Below are 18,260 nucleotides of genomic sequence, written 5' to 3'. Positions count from 1 at the left end.
CGAGCCGTCCAGGCAACACGGACGACGCAAACGAAAAACCGGGCACTTTGGCCCGGTTTTTTGTTGTCTGATACAAGGCTTCTTGGCTCAGGAAACCTGTTCGACCTGCTGCACCTCGGGCACGAAGTGGCGAAGCAGGTTCTGGATGCCGTGCTTCAACGTCGCCGTCGACGACGGGCAGCCGGCGCAGGCGCCCTTCATGTGCAGGAAGACGGTGCCGTTCTCGTAGCCGCGGAAGGTGATATCGCCGCCGTCCTGGGCAACCGCCGGGCGCACGCGCGTGTCGAGCAGCTCCTTGATCGTCACGACGATCTCGGCGTCGGCCTTGTCGAAGAATTCGTTCTCGTCGTCATGATGACCGCCGCCACCGGCGGCCTGGCCGGCCATAACAGGCACGCCCGACATGAAATGCTCCATGATCGAGCCGAGGATCGCCGGCTTCAGGTGCTGCCAGTCGGGGCCGTCCTTGCTCACGGTGATGAAGTCGTAGCCAAAGAACACGCCTGTGACACCAGGAATGTCGAACAGCCGGCCCGCAAGCGGCGAAGCCGCACGCGCGCTGTCGGCGTCGCGGAAATCGGCCGTGCCTTCGAGTAGGACTTCCTTGCCCGGCAGGAACTTCAGCGTCGCCGGATTGGGGGTCGCTTCGGTCTGGATGAACATGGACGTGTCTCCGTGCCCGCGCGCGCGGGATGTCTCAGTTTGGAATAGTTCTAATTAGGCTTTGCACGGCCGACATTCAAGCCGCTGGCGCGCCACCGCGCCAATATGTTGCGCCCAGTCTATTAGGCCAGGGGTTTATCAAGGCCAGAGGTTCAGGCCAGGCTGTCGATGTCCTCGTCTGACAGGTTCTGTGGCACTACCGTCACCGGGATCGGGAAAGCGGCACCCTTGCCGGCGATCGAGGCGACGAGCGGGCCGGGGCCTTCCTTGCCGGCGCCTGCCGCCAGGACCAGGATAGCGATATCCTGGTCGTCTTCAATCAGCTTGTGGATCTCTTCGGCCGGCCGGCCTTCGCGTACGACGAGCTCCGGCTCGATGCCGAGATTCTCGCGCACCTTGGCGGCATGGCCGTCAAGCGCCGCGTTGGCCGTAGCGGTGGCTTCTTCCCGCATGATCTTTTCGACGCCCAGCCAATGCTGGAAGTCGTCTGGTTCGATGACATAGAGCAGCACCAGCACGCCGCTGGTGCTCCTGGCGCGCTTGGAGGCGTAGGCGACCGCGCGCTCGCATTCTGGCGTGTCGTCGATGATCGCCAGGAACTTGCGCCGGTGGCCGGCTTCCTTGCTGAGGCGTTTGGAGACCATGTGCTACCCGTGTTGCGCAATGTTCCAGAGCATGATCCCGAAAAGTGGAACCCGGTTTTCGGACAAGATCATGCTCCAACAAGAGAGCCCCATTCCGAACTCTTCGGATGGAACAGGCTCCAATCTGCCACCGGCGCCGGCCGCCCGCAAGCAGCCAGCGCCGAGGTTGCTGTCAGTCGCCGAGCAGGCCGATGATGTTGCGTACGTCCTTCATCGTCGTTTCGGCGATGGCGCGGGCGCGGTCACCACCGTCGCGCAACACGGCGTCGATGTGGCCGGGGTCGGCCATCAGGCGGCGCATCTCGCCGGCGATCGGCGCCAGCTTGTCGACAGCGAGGTCGGCAAGGGCCGGCTTGAACACCGAGAATTGCTGGCCGGCAAACTGGCGCAGCACCTCTTCCTTGGTCGTGTCGGCCAGGCCGGCATAGATGCCGACCAGGTTTTCCGCTTCGGGGCGTTCCTTCAATTCGTCGAGCTCGCTCGGCAGCGGCGCCGGATCTGTCTTGGCCTTGCGGATCTTCTTCGAGATCGTGTCGGCATCGTCGGTCAGGTTGATGCGCGACAGGTCTGACGGGTCCGACTTCGACATCTTCTTCGAACCGTCGCGCAGCGACATGATGCGCGCCGCAGGCCCCCCGATGATCGGTTCGGTTATCGGGAAGTAGCCATTGACCGTCTCTTCGCCCACCTGCATCTCGACGCCGATGCCGAGATCGGCGATGCGCGCCGAGAAGTCGTTGTTGAACTTCTGGGCGATGTCGCGGGTCAGCTCAAGATGCTGCTTCTGGTCTTCGCCGACCGGCACGTGGGTGGCGCGATAAAGCAGGATGTCGGCAGCCATCAGACTCGGATAGGCGAGCAGGCCCAGCGAGGCGTTCTCGCGGTCCTTGCCGGCTTTGTCCTTGAACTGCGTCATCCGGTTCATCCAACCGATGCGCGCCACGCAATTGAAGATCCATGCAAGCTCGGCATGCTGCAAAACGCGCGCCTGGTTGAAGACGATGTGCTTCTTCGGATCGATGCCCGAAGCCAGGAATGCGGCGGTGATCGAGCGCGTCTGGCTCTGCAGGTCGTCATGGACGAGCTGAGCGGTCAGCGAGTGCAGGTCGACGACGCAGTAGATGCACTCGTTGGTGTCCTGCAGGGCGACGAACTTTCGGATGGCGCCGAGATAGTTGCCGAGATGGAGATTGCCGGTCGGCTGGACGCCGGAGAAGATGAGCGGTTTGAAGGCGGTCATGATGGATCCCGTGGCTTGTGGAGGGCCGTTTCGCGCGCGGCGAAATTCGAGTGGCGCTTATGAACGATGGCGCCTTTGCTATCAAGAGGGTCGGCGCCAGCTTCGAATCAGGTTTTCAATATGCAGGCCGAGCAGCTTGGCCCGACCGGCGAGGCGCGCCAGCATTGGATCGTTGGGCGATGTCCATCCATCATGGGCCGTGCGGATCGCCTGTTCGAGCGCGGCCCGCAGTTCGGCGCTGTCGCGCCGTTCGAATAGCTCCTTGAGCTCGGTGACGCGTTCCTCGGGCTTCCAGTCGGTGCGTGCCGGCGAAGCGATATGGATCGAAGTGGCTTCCAGCCCCGATCCAAAGCGCAAGCCCGGCTGGCGCAAGAATTTCCGCCACATGAACTGGTCAGTATAGCTCTCCGGCGGTGCCGGGCTCCAGCCTACCGGAAGGGCGCGGTAGGCGCTCATGCGGTGGCCGCCGACGGTCAGGCCGAAGAAGGCCTTCTGGCCATCCCGCACCTTTTGCCAACAGCCGGGCTCGGCGAAACTGCCGCCATAGACCACGAACTCGTTTCTGCTATGTACGTTGATCTGCACCATATGGCCGAAGTCGTACTGCTTCAGCAGTTTGGCCATGCTGGCCAGATGTCCGCGCAGCCAGAGGTCGTCATCGCCGCAATAGGCGACGATCTCACCGCGCGCTTCCTGCAGGGCGGCGTGCCTGTGAGCCTCGCCGTGACGCTGGCCTTTGGGAAAATCGAAATAGCGGATGCGCGGGTCGTTCCGGGCCAGCGCCTTGACGACGTCGCGTGTCTCTGCCGAAGCGCCGTCGCCGACCACGAACAGCTCGAAATCGGAGAAGTTCTGATCCTGGATGCTGCGTATCGAATAGCCGATCAGATGCGCATGGTTGTGCGTCGGCATCAGCACGGTGGCGAAAGGCTTCCTGCTCACTCGGGTAGCCCCGCCATGCGCCTGATGTCACAGACGCGCTCGACGATCAGGGCGCCTTCGGTGACCGAGCTCATCGGCGCTGGCCCGCCGCTGAGATGGCGCAGGAAGGCTGCGAGTTCCGCCTCGAGCGGCATATAGTTTCGAAAGGGCACCTTGATCTCCGGCGCGTTCAGATTGTCCGGGCTTCCCTGGCGCAAGATCAGATGTTCGTCGAGGCTGCCGTTCAGCGTGACCGTGCCGTCGGTGCATGCCAGGATCACCGACCGCCGGTTGACTGGGTGATGCGCCGAGGTTTCGATCACCACGCGCGGTCCGCCGTCGCGCTCGAGCATGGCGACGAGGCCACTGGACGCCGGCCCAAGCCCGTCGGCGAACGCCGTTGTCACCGGCGGCACGTCTCCTAGAACATGCAGGCAGATCGACAGATCGTGTGGCAGCAGGTTCCAGATCGGGTCGACCTCGTTGTGGGTCATTGACCAGCCGAGCCGGTACAGCCTGAGTCCCAGAACGTCGCCGATCTCACCGCTTCTTGCATATTGGGCGATGCGTTCGATGCCGGCGTGGTAGCGCCACTTGTCCATGACGAAGATGCGGTCCGGTGCCGTCCGGGCGAGCAACTGGGCGGTCACACGGTCGGATGTCAGCGGCTTTTCGACGAACAGCGGAATGTTCCGCGGCAGAAGGCTAAGCAACACGTCGCCATGGCTGTCGCTCGGGGTGGCGACGACGGCACCTTCGACCTGCGGCAATTCATCCAGCGTTGAGACGATGAGGTCGGCGCCGTTGGCCACGGCGTTGGCACGTGACTTCTCGCTTGGTGCCACGCATGTCACCCGAGTACCTAGCGCCTTCAGGTCGCGCAGGATCAGCTTGCCCCAGCCGCCGCAGCCGATCAGCCCGACATGCGGCGTATCAATCACGGTCAGCCCTCATTTGCTCACGCACGGTGAGGTACTGACGCGTCATTTCGGCGGCGCTGCCCGGCGTCGTGTCGCGCGGCGAAAGCGCGGGATCGCGAACCTGCCAGTCTAGATCGAGCGCCGGATCGTCCCAGCGGCAGCCGATCTCGTCCACCGTGTTCCAGTAATGCGACACCGAATAGCAAAGGCTGGAAACCTCCGGAAAATAGAAGCCATGGGCGACGCCGGGCGGAATCAGCGCTGCCTGCATCTGCGACCCCTTGAGCGTCACCGTCGTTGCCATGCCATGCGTCGGCGATTCAGGCCGTATGTCCGAAAGCGCGAGCACCAGCGTGCCTTCGAGGCAGACCAGATAGTCGGAGTGGACCACGTGAACATGCACGCCGCGCAGCACGTTGGCTTGGCTGCGCACGAAGTTCCACTGCACGGGCTCGATGCCGGCGTCCCATTCCTGACGGAAGATTTCGGTCAGGTTCCCGCGATCGTCATTGTGGGTCGTCAGGTCGCGAACAACACATCCAAGCGGCAGTCTCATCATCGAATACTCCCCCCTGCGCCTGGCGCAGGCCTTGTCATCCCCTGCCGCGCTTGGCGGCTGCCAGCGCCTGTATCCGTCCGGTCGCCGCAGAAGGCAATGCTGAATTGGACAGCCGCTGTGGAGATGCGAGATCCGGTACCGAAAGCACCGAGACCTTTGGCCAGTTCCCGGCCCCGGCTGTAGGCCTCTTTTCCGTCGCTCGCGCTTCAAGCATCCGCCATGGGTCGAGGTCAGGTGTCTGCGTCACGACACTGCGCCTCGTTGCTGGTGCCGGTTGCGCCTTCTTCCTGCCCGGCAGGCCGACAAACCTGCATCAGGTGCCCATGCCGGAGACGAAGAACAGCAGGGGCAGCCGCCAGACACGCGGAAACATCATCACCAGAGACAGCTCGGGACTACGCTCCGGGCTGCTGACCAGCCAGGAAAGATCGGGGAAGAAGGCGACGGAAGAATGATACAGGATCAGGATGGCAAAGGCTGAGACCCGCAGCCAGTCGATATAGTGAAGCCTCATGCCTTGTTGCATCGGGCCCAAGCCCCATGTCACTGCACACTATGCACGGCCGAAGTCGTTCACATGTCAATATTGCATCCACAGAACGTATCGCCCGCGAAAGCTTAAGAAATCGGCCAAGACGGCACGGCAAATCGTCAGTCGGGTTCGACCGCGGTGGGGCTGGCGGTGGCGCGATTGCGCCTGATGTTGCGCCGGATCATGCCGGCATCCGCGCCGCCGATGCCGAAGACAACCCCGAAATAGACGATCATCGCGCCCGTCACCAGCACGGCGAGCGCCACTGCCTGGGTGTAGACCGGAGCCGCCGACCCAAGCCATTGATCGGCCTGGCCTGTGGCGAACCACAGTCCGCCGGCCATGACGGCGGAGGCGACGACAAGACGCGGAATCCGCTTCATCAGCGCTGCGTCGCGGTCCCACTGGCCACGCCAGACAAGCGTGCCGAGCAGCATCGCCGCATTGACCCAGCCGGCGACGGCGGATGCCGCGGCAATGCCGGGGGCGCCCCAGGACGGAAACAGCGTCAGCGCGACCGAGATATTCACGGCGACCGAAATGGCAGCGAAATACATCGGCGTGCGGGTGTCCTCGCGGGCGAAGAAGCCTGGGGTGAACGCCTTGATCAGCACGAAGGCCGGCAGGCCGAGGCCGAAGATGGCGAGGATCGATGCCACGACCGGCGTGCTGTTTGAGGCAGCGAAGGCGCCGCGCTCGTAGAGCACGCGCACGATCGGCTCTGAGATGACCATCAGGGCTGCGGCTGCCGGCAGTGTCAGGAACAGCGTGAACTCGACCGAACGGTTCTGCAGGTTGGCCGCCTCGACCTTGTTGCCCGACTTCAGCGCCCGCGACAGCTCCGGCAAGAGCACGATGGCGACAGCAACGCCGACGACGCCGAGCGGCAACTGGTAGACCCGGTCGGCAAGGTTCAGCGACGACACGGCACTGTCTTGGCCAGAGGCGATGGCCGTGCCGATCAAGGTGTTGATCTGGGTGATGCCGCCGGTGATCGCGGCGGGCAACGCCAGCCACAGCAGCCGCTTGACGTTGGGCGTCAGCTTCGGTCGGCGGAAGCCGATCGATATGCCGGCATGGCGCACCGCAATCCAGACGATGATCAACTGCACGAGACCTGCCGCCAGCACGCCCCAGGCGAGCGCATAGCCGACCGTCAGTCCGTCATGGCCGCGATACCAGGCATTGCCCAGCACGCCGACGAGGATGATGTTGAGGAACACCGGGGCGATCGCCGCGGCGAAATAGCGGCGCAGCGAATTCAGCATGCCGCTCATCATCGCTGCCAGCGACATGCAGATCAGATAGGGGAACATGATGGTGGCTAGCGCCACCGTCAGGTCGTATTTCTCGTGATTGTCGGCGAAACCCGGTGCCACGACGAAGCGCACGATCAGCGGCATCGCCAGTTCCATGGCGATCGTCAGTACCAGAAGTGCCGAAAACAGCACGCCGAACACTTCCTCCGAAAAGCGCTTGGCACCCTCGACGCCATTGGCCTCGATCTCCTTGGCGAACAACGGCACGAAGGCCGCGTTGAATGCGCCTTCGGCAAACAGCCGGCGGAAGGTGTTGGGAAACTGGAACGCCGCATAGAAGGCGTCGGCCACCGGCCCGGTACCTAGCGCTGCCGCCATCAGCATCTCGCGCGCAAAGCCCAGCACCCGGCTCATCAGCGTGCCCGAGGCAACGGTCGCAAATTTCTTGATCAATGACATGGCGCGCGACGATGCCTTGCGGATGTGGGCGGGATCATGGCTGGCGTCATTCGGCGGCCGCAGCCCTGGCCTTGGTCCGCTCGGCGGTTGCGCCCTCAAGGGTCGCGATCAGCCGGCTGCGGATGTTTTCGAGCCGTGTCGGGTTGTCGATCTTCTGGCCGGTCAGGTCGGTGACGTAGAATGTGTCGATCACCTTCTCGCCGAAAGTCGTGATGTGCGCCGAAGCGATGTCGAGCGACAGGTCGGACAGCGCGCCGGTGATCTCCGACAGGAAGCCTGGGCGGTCGAGGCCCTCGACCTCGATCACCGAAAAACGGTTCGATAGTGCATTGCGGATTTCGGCGCGCGGCTGGATGCGGAAGGTCTTCTGGCCGCGCTTCGGCTTGGCCCGCTTGGCGATCATCTCCGGCAGCCAGGCCCGGCCAGACAGCACGTCCTCGATCAGCTGGCCGACACGCTCGGCGCGTCGCCGCTCGTCCTCGTCGCGGTCGAATTCGCGCGAGATCAGGATGATGTCGAGCGCCCGGCCGTCGGCGGTGGTGAAGATCTGTGCGTCGACGATGTTGCCTCCGGCCGCCGCACAGGCGCCTGCAATCACCGACAGCAGGCGCGGATGGTCCTGCGCCAGGATGGTGATCTCGGTGACCGCCTCGAATTCGTGGGTCCGCACCATCGTCGACAGTTGCTTGCCGGCCGCGTCGGCGCCGCGGATGAACTCGGCGTGGCGCTTCTGGTCTTCCAGGTCGACGGTCAGCAGGTAGTTGTCATAGTGCAGCTTGACATATTTCCGCCGCGCCGCCTCGGGCCAGTCGGCCAGCGCCTCGGCCAAAATCTCGCGTGCCGCCGCCGTGCGTTCCGCTCGCGACAGCTCCGAAAAACCGCCGGTCAGCAGCAACTCGGTTTCGTAATACAACGTGCGCAGAAGCTGGCCCTTCCAGCCGTTCCACACTCCGGGCCCGACGCCGCGGATATCGCAGACGGTCAGGATCAGCAAAAGCTTCAGTCGCTCGACCGACTGCACCACGTCGGCGAAATCGTCGATGGTCTTGCGGTCGTTGAGGTCGCGCGTCTGCGCCGTCATCGACATCACAAGGTGGTTCTCGACCAGCCAGGCGACGGTTTCGGTATCGGTCGGCGACAGCCCCATATGCGGGCAGATGCGGCGGGCGATCTTGCCGCCGGCCTCCGAATGGTCCTCCGGCCGGCCCTTGGCGATATCGTGCAGCAGCACCGCGACATAGAGCACTTCGCGCTGCTTCTTCAGGCCGCCGATCAGCGAATGGCTGAGTGGATGGATCTTGGCGCCGTCGCCATGCTCGATCTCGGAGAGCACGCCGATGCAGCGCAGCAGATGCTCATCGACGGTATAGTGGTGATACATCGAGAACTGCATCATCGCGACGATCTTGCCGAAATCGGGGATCAGTCGGCCGAGCAGTCCGGCCTCGTTCATGCGCCGCATGTTGAGCTCGGGGCTGCGGTCCGAGGTCAGGATTTCAAGAAAATAGCGATTGGCCTCCTCGTTGCGCCGCAGGCCCTTGTCGACCAGCCCGAGCGAGCGGGTCAGAAGCTTGAGCGCATTGGGGTGCAATTCCAGCCCGTGCCGATCGGCGAACCAGAAGAAGCGCAGCATATTGACCGGGTCGCGCGAATACACCTTGTCGTCGGCGACGTTGATGCGCTGGTTGTCGATGATGAAGTCGCTGGTGCCGGCAAGCTTTCGCCGCCGCCTGGAGAAGCCCTGCAGCAGCCCGTGGAAGCCCGGTGCGTCCTTGGCCTGCTCCTCTTCCAGCGCCGCACAGAAGATGCGGGTCAGGTCGCCGACTTCCTTGGCCACCAGGAAGTAGTCCTTCATGAAGCGCTCGACCGCCGATAGCCCCGGCTGGGTGGTGTAGCCGAGCCGCTGCGCGATTTCGCGCTGGATGTCGAAATGCAGCCTCTCCTCCGGCTTGCCGGTCAGAAAATGCATGTGGCAGCGCACCGCCCAGAGAAAATCCTCGGCCTCGACGAACTGGCCGTATTCGCCTTCGGTGAACACGCCCTTGTTGATCAGCTCGGCGCCGGTGCGCACGCGGTAGTAATATTTGGCGATCCAGAACAGCGTGTGCAGGTCGCGCAGCCCGCCCTTGCCGTCCTTGATGTTGGGCTCGACAAGATAGCGGCTTTCGCCTGCCTTGGCGTGGCGGGCATCGCGCTCGGCGAGTTTCGCCTGCACGTATTCGGGGCCCGTGCCCTTCACCAGCTCCTTGTCGAAGCGGTCGATCAGCTCGTCGCAGAGCTTCTGCTCGCCCCAGATGAAGCGCGCCTCCAGAATCGCCGTGCGGATGGTGATGTCGCTGCGCGACAAGCGGATGCACTCGTCGATGTTGCGGGTGGCGTGGCCGACCTTCAGCCCCATGTCCCACAGCATGTAGAGCATGTACTCGACGATCTGCTCGCCCCATGGCGTCTGCTTGTAGGGCAGCAGGAACAACAGGTCGATGTCGGAGCCCGGCGCCAGCGTGCCGCGGCCGTAGCCGCCGACGGCCACCACCGCCATGCGCTCCGCCGAGGAGGGGTTCTTGGCGCGGTAGACGTGGGTGACGGCGAAGTCGTAGAGGACGCGGATGATCTCGTCCATCAGGTGCGAGATCCGCACGGCACAGCAGGTGCCGCCGCCATCGTCCATCAGCATGTTCTCGGCGATCTTCTTGCCGGCGGCGATGTGTTCCTTGAACAGCTGCAGCGCCTTGGCCCGCACCGCGGGGTCGGTGCCGTCGCCATCGCGGGTCTGCGCCGTCAGTTCGCGGCGCAGTGCGTCCGCGTCGATCAGCTCTTCGAGTTTGAGCGGAACTTTGTTCATCTGCCTCGGCTGGCCTCGCCCTTGTGGCGGCGTCTATAGCGCGAATTGTCTGCCATGGGTATGGCCGAGATCGGGGCGCCGCTCAACCGGCAGCAATGCCTTGCTTGGCCATGGCCCGCGCTTGTGCCGCCTGCAGGATCTTTTCCCAGCGCCCGGCGATCGCCGTCTCGTTAAGGAATTTTCGCGAGTTCTCCGTCAGCGGGCTTTGCGCGAAGAACGCCTCGAAGAGGGCCGGGTTACGGTCGGCCGCGACCGTGCGCCGCGCCACCGAAATCAGCGTCAGCGGCGTCGCCAACTTGCGCATGAAATGTGACCGCGCCAGCGGCTGCCAGCCGAATGCAAGTCTGTCGCAGATGCGCTTCTCATGGGCATGCCAGTTGATGAAGCAGCGCTCGTCGAAGTCTTCGGCGACCCGCGGGTTGCCCCAGTAGATCGGCACGCTGCCGGCGAGCATCGCATCGACGAGCTTCTCGGTGGTGTAGCCCGCCGCGCTGCTGTTTTCGAAGGCGATGGTGAAGCGCCTCTTCCTGAGGAACGCCAGCTTGTCGTCGCGGGAGTTGCCGATTGGGGCACAATTGCGCTGCACCCGCCCGGGCGCGTCGACCCTGCGGTAGAGGGACAGCCCCCGGAACAGCCAGCGGCGGAGCTTGGCGCGCTTGTTGCCGTAGATGAAGGCGCAGAAGTGCGGCCGGGCCGCGCGCTGTTCAGGCGTTTCGGACGGCAGTCCCGCCAGCCAGTGCAGGATCGAATCGCCGCCGCTGCTCCAGACATAAAGCGGGTAGCGCATGTAGCGCTCGTTGCCGATATCGGCCTCGTAGTCGAAGGCCAGCGCCCATTCGCAATGGTCCATCAGCGGTGTCGCGTTCTCCCCCGTCAGGAAGACGCGCTCATAGTCGCCGGCCGCTACGTCGGGCATGCGGGTGCCGGCGACATTCTGGTTCTTGGGCGCGAAAGGCCCGATCAACACGAGGTCGGCCTTATCAAGCTCGTCGCAATATTCGATGGCGATGCCGCATGCCCGCGCCCAAGGCGCGACATACGTTTCGACGGCGCGGCGCGGCGGCATGTCCTGCCAGAAGTGGCAGCAATGGACATTCACCACGACCTGGCCGGGCAGGGACGTCGTGCTGGTTACGGCTGCTTCAGTCATGCTGCATCTACTCACGTAAGCCGTCCCGGCATAGCGCAGCCGGACGGCATTCCATCCCGTGGAAGCCTTGACCTTCCAGCAGGTGGAACGTCTACCTTGCTGGCTCGTACCGCTGCATATACTGGATTTTTTCAGATGAAACACACCGAAGATCATGCCGGTCATGCCCATCACGGTCGCGAACTCGCCGCCGAAAAGGTGGTTCGCGACCCCGTCTGCGGCATGACCGTCGACCCTGCAGCCGGCAAACCGTCGCTCGAACATCAAGGCCGCCTGTTTCATTTCTGCAGTGCTTCGTGTCGTGACAAGTTCCAGGCGGCGCCCGACACATATGTGAGCGCCAATGACCCGGTCTGCGGCATGGAGGTCGCCCGCGACACCGCCAAACACTTTCTCAAGCATGAAGATGCCGGCTACTATTTCTGCTCGTCGTCCTGCGAGGGAAAGTTCACCGCCGAGCCGGCAAAATATCTCTCCGGCAGGCCGGCCGCGGCACCCGCGCCCAAGGGCTCGCAATATACCTGCCCGATGCATCCGGAGATCGTCAGGGACAAGCCCGGCTCCTGCCCGATCTGCGGCATGGCGCTGGAGCCGATGATGCCGTCCGCCGACGACGGTCCCAATCCCGAGCTCGTCGATTTCACCCGGCGCTTCTGGGTCAGCGCGGCATTCTCCGTTCCGCTCCTGGTCATCGCGATGGGGCCGATGGTCGGCTTGCCGGTGCGCGACTGGATCGGCGAGCCGCTCGCCACATTGCTCGAGCTTTTCCTGGCAACGCCAGTCGTGCTCTGGGCAGCACTGCCCTTCTTCCATCGCGGCCTGGATTCGTTCCGCAACCGAAGCCCCAACATGTGGACACTGATCTCCGTCGGCGTCGGCGCGGCCTATCTCTTTTCGGTCGTCGCCACTCTGTTCCCCGACCTGTTCCCGCACCAGTTCCGCGGCCATGGCGGCTCGGTTCCGGTCTATTTCGAGGCGGCCAGCGTCATCGTCGCATTGGTCTTCCTCGGCCAGGTGCTGGAGCTCAGGGCGCGCGAGCGCACCGGCTCGGCCATACGCGCCCTTCTCGACCTTGCGCCCAAGACGGCGCGCCGCATAACTGACGACGGTTCTGAAGCCGAGGTGCCGCTGGAAGACGTGGTCAGCGGTGACCGCCTGCGCATCCGCCCTGGCGACGCCGTTCCTGTCGACGGCATCGTGCTCGAGGGCCGCTCCTCGGTCGACGAATCGATGATCACGGGCGAACCGGTGCCGGTCGAAAAGGTCGAGGGCGAACGTGTCACCGGCGGTACGCTCAACAAGAACGGGTCGCTGATCATGCGTGCCGACAAGGTCGGTGCCGACACGGTGCTGTCGCAGATCGTCGACATGGTTGCCAAGGCACAGCGCAGCCGCGCGCCCATCCAGGGCCTCGCCGACCGGGTCTCGTTCTACTTCGTGCCGGCGGTGGTGCTCATTGCCATCGTTGCCTTCGTCGTCTGGGCAATCTTCGGCCCCGAACCGAGCATGATCTTCGCCACCGTCTCGGCGGTGTCGGTGCTGATCATCGCCTGTCCCTGCGCGCTTGGCCTTGCGACGCCGATGTCGGTCATGACCGCCACCGGACGTGGCGCTCAGGCCGGCGTGCTGATCAAGGATGCCGAGGCGCTGGAGCGCTTTGCCAAGGTCGACACGCTGATCGTCGACAAGACAGGCACGCTGACCGAAGGCCGGCCGCAGCTGACCGACGTGGTCGCCGTAGACGGCACAGCCAGCGACGACCTGTTGTCGCTTGCCGCCGGCCTCGAAAAAGGGTCGGAGCATCCGCTCGCCGAGGCCATCGTCGACGGTGCGGCCAAGCGCGGCGTCACCGTTCCAGATGCGCAGGATTTCGAATCGATCACCGGCAAGGGTGTTTCGGGCACCGTCTCCGGCCGCAAGGTGGCGCTCGGCAACGCCGCCATGATGGCCGATCTCGGCCTTGATCTCGCCGAACTTGCTTCCCGCGCCGACACGCTGCGCGGCGACGGCAAGACGGCGATGTTCGTTGCCATCGACGGCAAGCCGGCCGGCATCGTTGCCGTCGCTGATCCGATCAAGGCGTCGGCTGCCGCCGCCATCCGCGAGTTGCACGACCTCGGCCTCAGGATCATCATGGCAACGGGCGACAACGCCCGCACCGCCAGGGCCGTCGCCGAAAAGCTCGGCATCGACGAGGTTCGCGCCGACATGCTGCCGGAAAGCAAGAAGGCGCTGGTCGACGAATTGCGTGCCCGGGGACAGGGCGTCGCCATGGCCGGCGACGGCGTCAACGACGCACCTGCCCTTGCTGCCGCCGATGTCGGCATCGCCATGGGCACCGGCGCCGACGTCGCCATGGAAAGTGCCGGCATCACGCTGGTCAAGGGCGACCTCGGCGGCATCGTCCGGGCCCGCAAGCTGGCCCGGGGCACAATCCGAAATATCAAGGAAAACCTGTTCTTTGCCTTCGTCTACAACGTGTTGGGTGTTCCCGTGGCCGCGGGCGTCCTATATCCGGTCCTCGGCGTGCTCCTGTCGCCGATGATTGCCGCCGCCGCGATGAGCCTGTCGTCGGTGTCGGTCATTGCCAACGCGCTGCGGCTCAGGGCGATCAAGCTCTGAGGCCCTCGTCATCAAAAAGGACGTTTGAATGCTGAGAAAGATCGTGCTCGCCCTGATGGCGGCTGGAATGCTGGTGGCCGTCCTGCTTGAGACGGCACCGGTCTAAGTCGGCCATGCTAAAAGCACAGTACGGCGAGGAGCAGCTGACGACCCGCTCCTCGCCGACAGGTGAGCGCCCTCAGAACTGGGTCGTCAGCCCCACGGTGATGGTCCGCCCACGCCCGGTCTTCTCGCCCATTTCACCTGACACAGCCGGGCTGTAGGCCACGTTGGTCAGGTTCTCGATGTTCATGAACGCCGCGCCGTTCCTGTTGAACTTGTACGAGGCACAAGCGTTGAACAGCGTATAGGCTTCCTTGGTTTCTGTATCTCCGAAGCCGATTGCGTAGCGGCTGCCGCCGATGTGGTTCATCGTCGCGCCGACGGCCAGCGCTTCCGCGAACGCCCGGATTCCCACATCGACAGTGACCTTGGCCGCGACCCACAAGCGCATGCGGACGGCCATATCCGTGACATCCAGCGTGCCTGAGACACTTGCCGAAGACGGACGTATCGGCTTTGTTTCCGTAACTGAGCGGCATCGTTCGTCATCCTGCAAAGCGGCGTGAAAAGACGCGCATCGTCGACGCTGTAGCCAACGGGCCCCGGTGCGGTAAGCTGACACAAACCACCGAGGAGACCGCCATGACTTCACCGTCCGCAACCACGACGCTGCCCTCGGGCGAAGCCGTGCCGACCCTCGGACAGGGCACCTGGATGATGGGCGAGGACCGCAGCCGCGTCGCCGACGAGGTCGCCGCACTTCGGCTTGGGCTCGATCTTGGCGTCACCTTGATCGACACCGCCGAAATGTATGGCAGCGGCGGTGCGGAAAAGGTGGTGGGCGAGGCCATTGCCGGGCGCCGCGACGAGGTGTTCCTCGTCTCCAAGGTGCTGCCGTCCAACGCTTCGCGCAATGGCGTCATCCGCGCTTGCGAGGCGAGCCTCAAGCGCATGCACACGGACCGGATCGACCTCTACCTGCTGCACTGGCGCGGCGGCGTGCCGCTGTCGGAAACCATCGCCGTCTTCGAGGAGCTGCGCCAGTCGGGCAAGATTCGCCACTGGGGCGTCAGCAATTTCGATGCCGATGACATGGAAGAGATGAGCCGACTGTCCAGGGGCGGCAATGCCCAGTCCAACCAGGTACTTTACAATCTCACCCGGCGTGGCATCGAGTTCGACCTCCTGCCATGGAGCCGTGAGCGCGGCTTGCCCGTCATGGCCTATTCACCGGTGGAGCAGGGCGCGCTCGCCGGCAACAAGGGCCTCGCCGGCATCGCTGTCCGCCATGACGCGACCGCAGCGCAGATTGCGCTCGCCTGGGTCATGGCGCAACCAGGCGTCGTCGCCATTCCCAAGGCGACACGCCTCGAACATGTCAGTCAAAACGCCGCCGCGCGCGACATCGCACTGACGGCACACGACCTGGCTGAGCTCGACGGCCTTTTCCCGCCACCGGTCCGCAAGCGTCCATTGGAAATGATCTGAGCCTCAGCTCGCCTTGACGGTGCAGATGCCGTTGGCGCCGCCCTTGCCGCTATAGGAAACGCTGGGCGAGCCATCAGGGTTGATGCTCAGCGAGATCGTCACCCCGACGCCCTTGATCTCGAAGTAGGTGTTGTTGAATTTCTTCAGCGTGCCTTCCTTGCCGTTGATGTAGACCGGCCCGCCCGCGTCGGCGTGGACCTCGATCGCGCCGGGGCAAGTGGCATTGAGCAGCGGGATCGACGCATGCGCCTGCGTCGTAAGTCCAAAAGCGGTCGCAAAGACGGCCATGCCGGCGACAGTCCTGGTATTTCAGCTTCCCCATGTCGGCACGATGCGCGGGCATTGTCGCGCCGCTTTGCCCGTTCGGCAAGCAAGCCGGATCAGCTCGCCAGCGCCACGTCGGGCGTATCGATTCTCGCTTCGAAGCTGCGGCTCTTGATGCCGACATAGTGCTCGCCGAATGGTCGCGGCCTGGCGATGCCAAAGCCTTGCGCATAGTCGACGCCGATATCGCGCAGCACCCTGGCGATGTCGTCGTTCTCGACGAATTCGGCGATGGTGCGCTTGCCGGTCACCTCCCCGATATGCTGGATCATCTCGACCATGGCGCGGTCGATGCGGTCGACCAGCATGTCCTTGACGAAGCCGCCGTCGATCTTGAGGTAGTCGACGGGCAGGGCTTTGAGATAGCTGAACGACGACATTCCGGAGCCGAAATCGTCGAGCGAGAAGCGGCAACCATGCTCCTGCAGCGTGGTGATGAAGCGTGCCGCCCGGTCGAGGTCGGCGATCGCGCTGGTCTCGGTGATCTCGAAGCAGATCGTATCAGGCGAAATGCCGGTGCGGGCGAACTGCTCCAGCACGAAGTCGGCGAAGCTGTCGTCGCCGAAGCTCGTGCCCGACAGGTTGATGGCGCAGGTCGTGATCGGCGTCGAATCAGCACTCTGCCTGGCCAGGATGCCGAAGGCCTGGCGCACCATCCAGCGGTCGATCAGCGGCATCAGTCCGTAGCGCTCGGCCGCCGGAATGAATTCGCCGGGTGCGATCAGCTTGCCCTCGGCGTCCGCCAGCCGGACCAGCAGTTCGATATGAGCGCCGACCGCGGCATCACCATGCAGCGGCACGATCTCCTGGGCAAAGATGCGGAAACGGTTCTGCTCCAGCGCTTCGCGCAGGCGCTGCACCCAGGCCATCTCGCTCAGCCGCTGCTCCACCTCCATGTCGCCGATCTGCTGGATCTGGATGCGGTTGCGGCCACGTTCCTTGGCCATATAGCAGGCGACGTCGACGCTGCGCAGAATCTCTTCCAGCGTCATGCTGGCGTCCGACATGCCGACGACGCCGATGCTGACGCTGATCTTGAAGGCGCGCCCGGCCCAGACGAAGTTCAGCTCGTCGACGGACTTGCGCAGGCCCTCGGCGGTGTCGGCTGCGAGCTCCTCCGGGCAGTTCTCCAGCAGGATGCCGAATTCGTCGCCGCCCAGTCGCGCCAGAAGGTCGGTTGGGCGCAACTGGCCGTGCAGTGCTGCCGAGACCTTGCGCAACAGCTCGTCGCCGGCCGCATGGCCGCAGGTGTCGTTGACGATCTTGAACTGGTCGAGGTCGAGATACATCAGCGCGTGCACCGCCGGGCGCTTGGCCAGGGCTGCGAGCGACGCGTTCAGCCGCGCCTCGAATTCGCGGCGGTTGGCCAGCGAGGTCAGCGTGTCATGGGTCGCCTGCCACGACAGCTGCGCCATGAATTCCTGTTCCTTGGTGCGGTCATGGAACACCAGGACAGCGCCCGCCACCTTGCCGTCGACATAGAGCGGTGCCGCCACCAGCGACACTGCGACGCTCGAAAGGTCCGGCCGCATCAGCTGCTGCGGTACGCCGCTGCCGCCGATCGCCTCGCCTGCAAGCACGCGTGCGATGAAGCCATCGTCTTCTTCGTCGCTCTCCTCGCTGACCAGCCGGAACAACTGGTCGAGCGGCTTGCCCTTGGCACTGGCGCCATGCCAGTCCAGCATCGTCTCGGCCGCCTCGTTCATGTAGTCGAGTCGGCCGTCGGCATCGGTCGCAACGACGGCCTGGCCGATCGAGGCCAGCGTGATCTGGGCGCGTTCGCGCTCGGCGTTCAAGGCGCTTTCGAAGGCCCGGCGCTGTTCGAGAAGATTGCCGGTGCGCCGCATCGCCAGCAGGATCAGCGCCGCCGCCGTCACCACATTGACGCAGAGCAGCAGCACGGTGATGTCGCGCGACCCGCGCCCGAGCGAGACGGAGAAGGCCTCGGCCAGCGGTGCCGTTTCCTCGTGCAGGCGATGGATGTCGTCTTTCCACGCAGCCAGCTGTTGCTCGGAGGCCTTGTCGGTCGAGATGCCGTCATGCATGGCCTCGCCAAGCGCGGCGATCTCCAGGATCTTCGGATCGGCGTCGATCCAGCGGTCGACCGCGTTGGACAGATAGGGCACGTGGCGGAAGTTCTTGAACAGCCAGATCAGGCCGGGATTGTCATTGGGATGGTTGCCGCCGCGAATGAAGCCGTCATAGGCCGCGTCATAGTCGAGCAGCGGCTTTTCCATCGCCAGCCGGGCATCGCGGTCTGCCAGCGGCACCGCGATGGCATTTCGAAACCGTTCGAAATACGCCGCATCGCCGGAATCGGCATAGAGCGTCAGATAATAGATCGCGTCCTTGTGGCCTTTTGACCATGCGCTTTCGCCGGCGGCGTAGGCACGCACGGCCGACAGCGTATAGAGGCTGGCACCGGCAATGACGGTCTGGATCAGGACAACGGCGATGAAGGGCCATAGCAGCCCAAGGAGCTGGAACTTTGATCTGATGTCGCGTTGTCTTGTCACATGTTCGGCGAACGAACTCGCCCCCCAGCTTGTTCTCCTCGCGTTTCCGGCGCGAATAGTTGCAATAGCTATATGAGCA

Annotated in this window: 15 protein-coding genes; 2 read left to right on the top strand and 13 right to left on the bottom strand. The window is 64.1% G+C overall.

The genetic code is table 11. The annotated features are described in order from the left end of the window. Positions 1–87: 87 nt before the first annotated feature. The 10 genes from DY201_RS02385 to DY201_RS02340 form a co-directional block, all read right to left on the bottom strand. Positions 88–663 carry a NifU family protein gene (locus DY201_RS02385; RefSeq protein WP_115729818.1) on the bottom strand — a complete coding sequence of 192 codons (576 nt, stop codon included), beginning with the start codon at positions 661–663 and terminating at the stop codon, positions 88–90. 152 nt (positions 664–815) lie between these two features. Beyond that, complete coding sequence (locus tag DY201_RS02380; RefSeq protein ID WP_115729817.1) at positions 816–1,307, bottom strand: universal stress protein; 492 nt, start codon at positions 1,305–1,307, stop codon at positions 816–818. A gap of 172 nt (positions 1,308–1,479) precedes the next feature. After that, positions 1,480–2,547, bottom strand: coding sequence for a tryptophan--tRNA ligase (gene trpS, locus DY201_RS02375; RefSeq protein ID WP_115729816.1), 1,068 nt, complete (start codon positions 2,545–2,547; stop codon positions 1,480–1,482). 81 nt (positions 2,548–2,628) lie between these two features. Next, positions 2,629–3,489, bottom strand: a complete 861-nt coding sequence (locus DY201_RS02370; RefSeq protein ID WP_115729815.1) for a glycosyltransferase family 2 protein — start codon at positions 3,487–3,489, stop codon at positions 2,629–2,631. Next, complete coding sequence (locus tag DY201_RS02365; protein ID WP_165916086.1) at positions 3,486–4,409, bottom strand: Gfo/Idh/MocA family protein; 924 nt, start codon at positions 4,407–4,409, stop codon at positions 3,486–3,488. The genes DY201_RS02370 and DY201_RS02365 overlap by 4 nt, the downstream gene beginning before the upstream one ends. Then, positions 4,402–4,947 (bottom strand): dTDP-4-dehydrorhamnose 3,5-epimerase family protein, encoded by a 546-nt coding sequence (locus DY201_RS02360; RefSeq protein ID WP_115729813.1) that lies wholly within the window; start codon positions 4,945–4,947, stop codon positions 4,402–4,404. The genes DY201_RS02365 and DY201_RS02360 overlap by 8 nt, the downstream gene beginning before the upstream one ends. 313 nt (positions 4,948–5,260) lie before the next feature. Next, the gene (locus tag DY201_RS02355) at positions 5,261–5,461 is read right to left on the bottom strand and encodes a hypothetical protein (RefSeq protein ID WP_245431870.1); all 201 of its coding nucleotides are present in this window, start codon (positions 5,459–5,461) and stop codon (positions 5,261–5,263) included. Positions 5,462–5,598: 137 nt separating this feature from the next. Further along, positions 5,599–7,197, bottom strand: a complete 1,599-nt coding sequence (murJ, locus tag DY201_RS02350; protein WP_115729812.1) for a murein biosynthesis integral membrane protein MurJ — start codon at positions 7,195–7,197, stop codon at positions 5,599–5,601. A gap of 46 nt (positions 7,198–7,243) precedes the next feature. Continuing rightward, positions 7,244–10,039, bottom strand: a complete 2,796-nt coding sequence (locus tag DY201_RS02345; RefSeq protein ID WP_115729811.1) for a [protein-PII] uridylyltransferase — start codon at positions 10,037–10,039, stop codon at positions 7,244–7,246. Positions 10,040–10,121: 82 nt separating this feature from the next. After that, entirely contained in the window at positions 10,122–11,189 is a 1,068-nt protein-coding gene (locus DY201_RS02340; protein ID WP_165916085.1) for a glycosyltransferase family 10 domain-containing protein, read from the bottom strand. Between the two features lie 135 nt (positions 11,190–11,324). Between DY201_RS02340 and DY201_RS02335 the strand changes: the two genes are divergently transcribed. Further along, the gene (locus tag DY201_RS02335) at positions 11,325–13,811 is read left to right on the top strand and encodes a heavy metal translocating P-type ATPase (RefSeq protein WP_115729810.1); all 2,487 of its coding nucleotides are present in this window, start codon (positions 11,325–11,327) and stop codon (positions 13,809–13,811) included. A 178-nt stretch (positions 13,812–13,989) separates the two neighbouring features. Here DY201_RS02335 and DY201_RS02330 read toward each other — a convergent pair whose 3' ends face one another. Then, entirely contained in the window at positions 13,990–14,316 is a 327-nt protein-coding gene (locus DY201_RS02330; RefSeq protein ID WP_245431869.1) for a TonB-dependent receptor, read from the bottom strand. A 179-nt stretch (positions 14,317–14,495) separates the two neighbouring features. Here DY201_RS02330 and DY201_RS02325 point away from each other — a divergent pair, with 179 nt between their 5' ends. After that, on the top strand, positions 14,496–15,341 hold the full coding sequence (locus tag DY201_RS02325) for an aldo/keto reductase (RefSeq protein WP_115729809.1): 846 nt from the start codon (positions 14,496–14,498) through the stop codon (positions 15,339–15,341). Positions 15,342–15,344: 3 nt separating this feature from the next. Here the strand turns inward: DY201_RS02325 and DY201_RS02320 are convergent, their stop codons facing one another. Both DY201_RS02320 and DY201_RS02315 read right to left on the bottom strand, forming a co-directional pair. Next, positions 15,345–15,629 carry a hypothetical protein gene (locus tag DY201_RS02320; RefSeq protein ID WP_115729808.1) on the bottom strand — a complete coding sequence of 95 codons (285 nt, stop codon included), beginning with the start codon at positions 15,627–15,629 and terminating at the stop codon, positions 15,345–15,347. A 92-nt stretch (positions 15,630–15,721) separates the two neighbouring features. Further along, positions 15,722–18,181 carry an EAL domain-containing protein gene (locus tag DY201_RS02315; RefSeq protein ID WP_165916084.1) on the bottom strand — a complete coding sequence of 820 codons (2,460 nt, stop codon included), beginning with the start codon at positions 18,179–18,181 and terminating at the stop codon, positions 15,722–15,724. Between the last annotated feature and the right edge of the window lie 79 nt (positions 18,182–18,260).

This window comes from Aminobacter aminovorans (genome assembly GCF_900445235.1).
In the GTDB taxonomy this organism is placed as follows: domain Bacteria; phylum Pseudomonadota; class Alphaproteobacteria; order Rhizobiales; family Rhizobiaceae; genus Aminobacter; species Aminobacter aminovorans.
The sequence above is the reverse complement of the archived record's forward strand: the minus strand, read 5'-3'. Positions and strand labels throughout refer to the sequence as shown.

What these genes read in the sequence shown, in the direction of transcription:
- DY201_RS02385 (WP_115729818.1), bottom strand. Translation starts at nt 663, where the DNA reads ATGTTCATCCAGACCGAAGCGACCCCCAATCCGGCGACGCTGAAGTTC.
- DY201_RS02380 (WP_115729817.1), bottom strand. Translation starts at nt 1,307, where the DNA reads ATGGTCTCCAAACGCCTCAGCAAGGAAGCCGGCCACCGGCGCAAGTTC.
- trpS (WP_115729816.1), bottom strand. Translation starts at nt 2,547, where the DNA reads ATGACCGCCTTCAAACCGCTCATCTTCTCCGGCGTCCAGCCGACCGGC.
- DY201_RS02360 (WP_115729813.1), bottom strand. Translation starts at nt 4,947, where the DNA reads ATGATGAGACTGCCGCTTGGATGTGTTGTTCGCGACCTGACGACCCAC.
- DY201_RS02355 (WP_245431870.1), bottom strand. Translation starts at nt 5,461, where the DNA reads ATGAGGCTTCACTATATCGACTGGCTGCGGGTCTCAGCCTTTGCCATC.
- murJ (WP_115729812.1), bottom strand. Translation starts at nt 7,197, where the DNA reads ATGTCATTGATCAAGAAATTTGCGACCGTTGCCTCGGGCACGCTGATG.
- DY201_RS02345 (WP_115729811.1), bottom strand. Translation starts at nt 10,039, where the DNA reads ATGAACAAAGTTCCGCTCAAACTCGAAGAGCTGATCGACGCGGACGCA.
- DY201_RS02340 (WP_165916085.1), bottom strand. Translation starts at nt 11,189, where the DNA reads ATGACTGAAGCAGCCGTAACCAGCACGACGTCCCTGCCCGGCCAGGTC.
- DY201_RS02335 (WP_115729810.1), top strand. Translation starts at nt 11,325, where the DNA reads ATGAAACACACCGAAGATCATGCCGGTCATGCCCATCACGGTCGCGAA.
- DY201_RS02330 (WP_245431869.1), bottom strand. Translation starts at nt 14,316, where the DNA reads ATGGCCGTCCGCATGCGCTTGTGGGTCGCGGCCAAGGTCACTGTCGAT.
- DY201_RS02325 (WP_115729809.1), top strand. Translation starts at nt 14,496, where the DNA reads ATGACTTCACCGTCCGCAACCACGACGCTGCCCTCGGGCGAAGCCGTG.
- DY201_RS02320 (WP_115729808.1), bottom strand. Translation starts at nt 15,629, where the DNA reads ATGGCCGTCTTTGCGACCGCTTTTGGACTTACGACGCAGGCGCATGCG.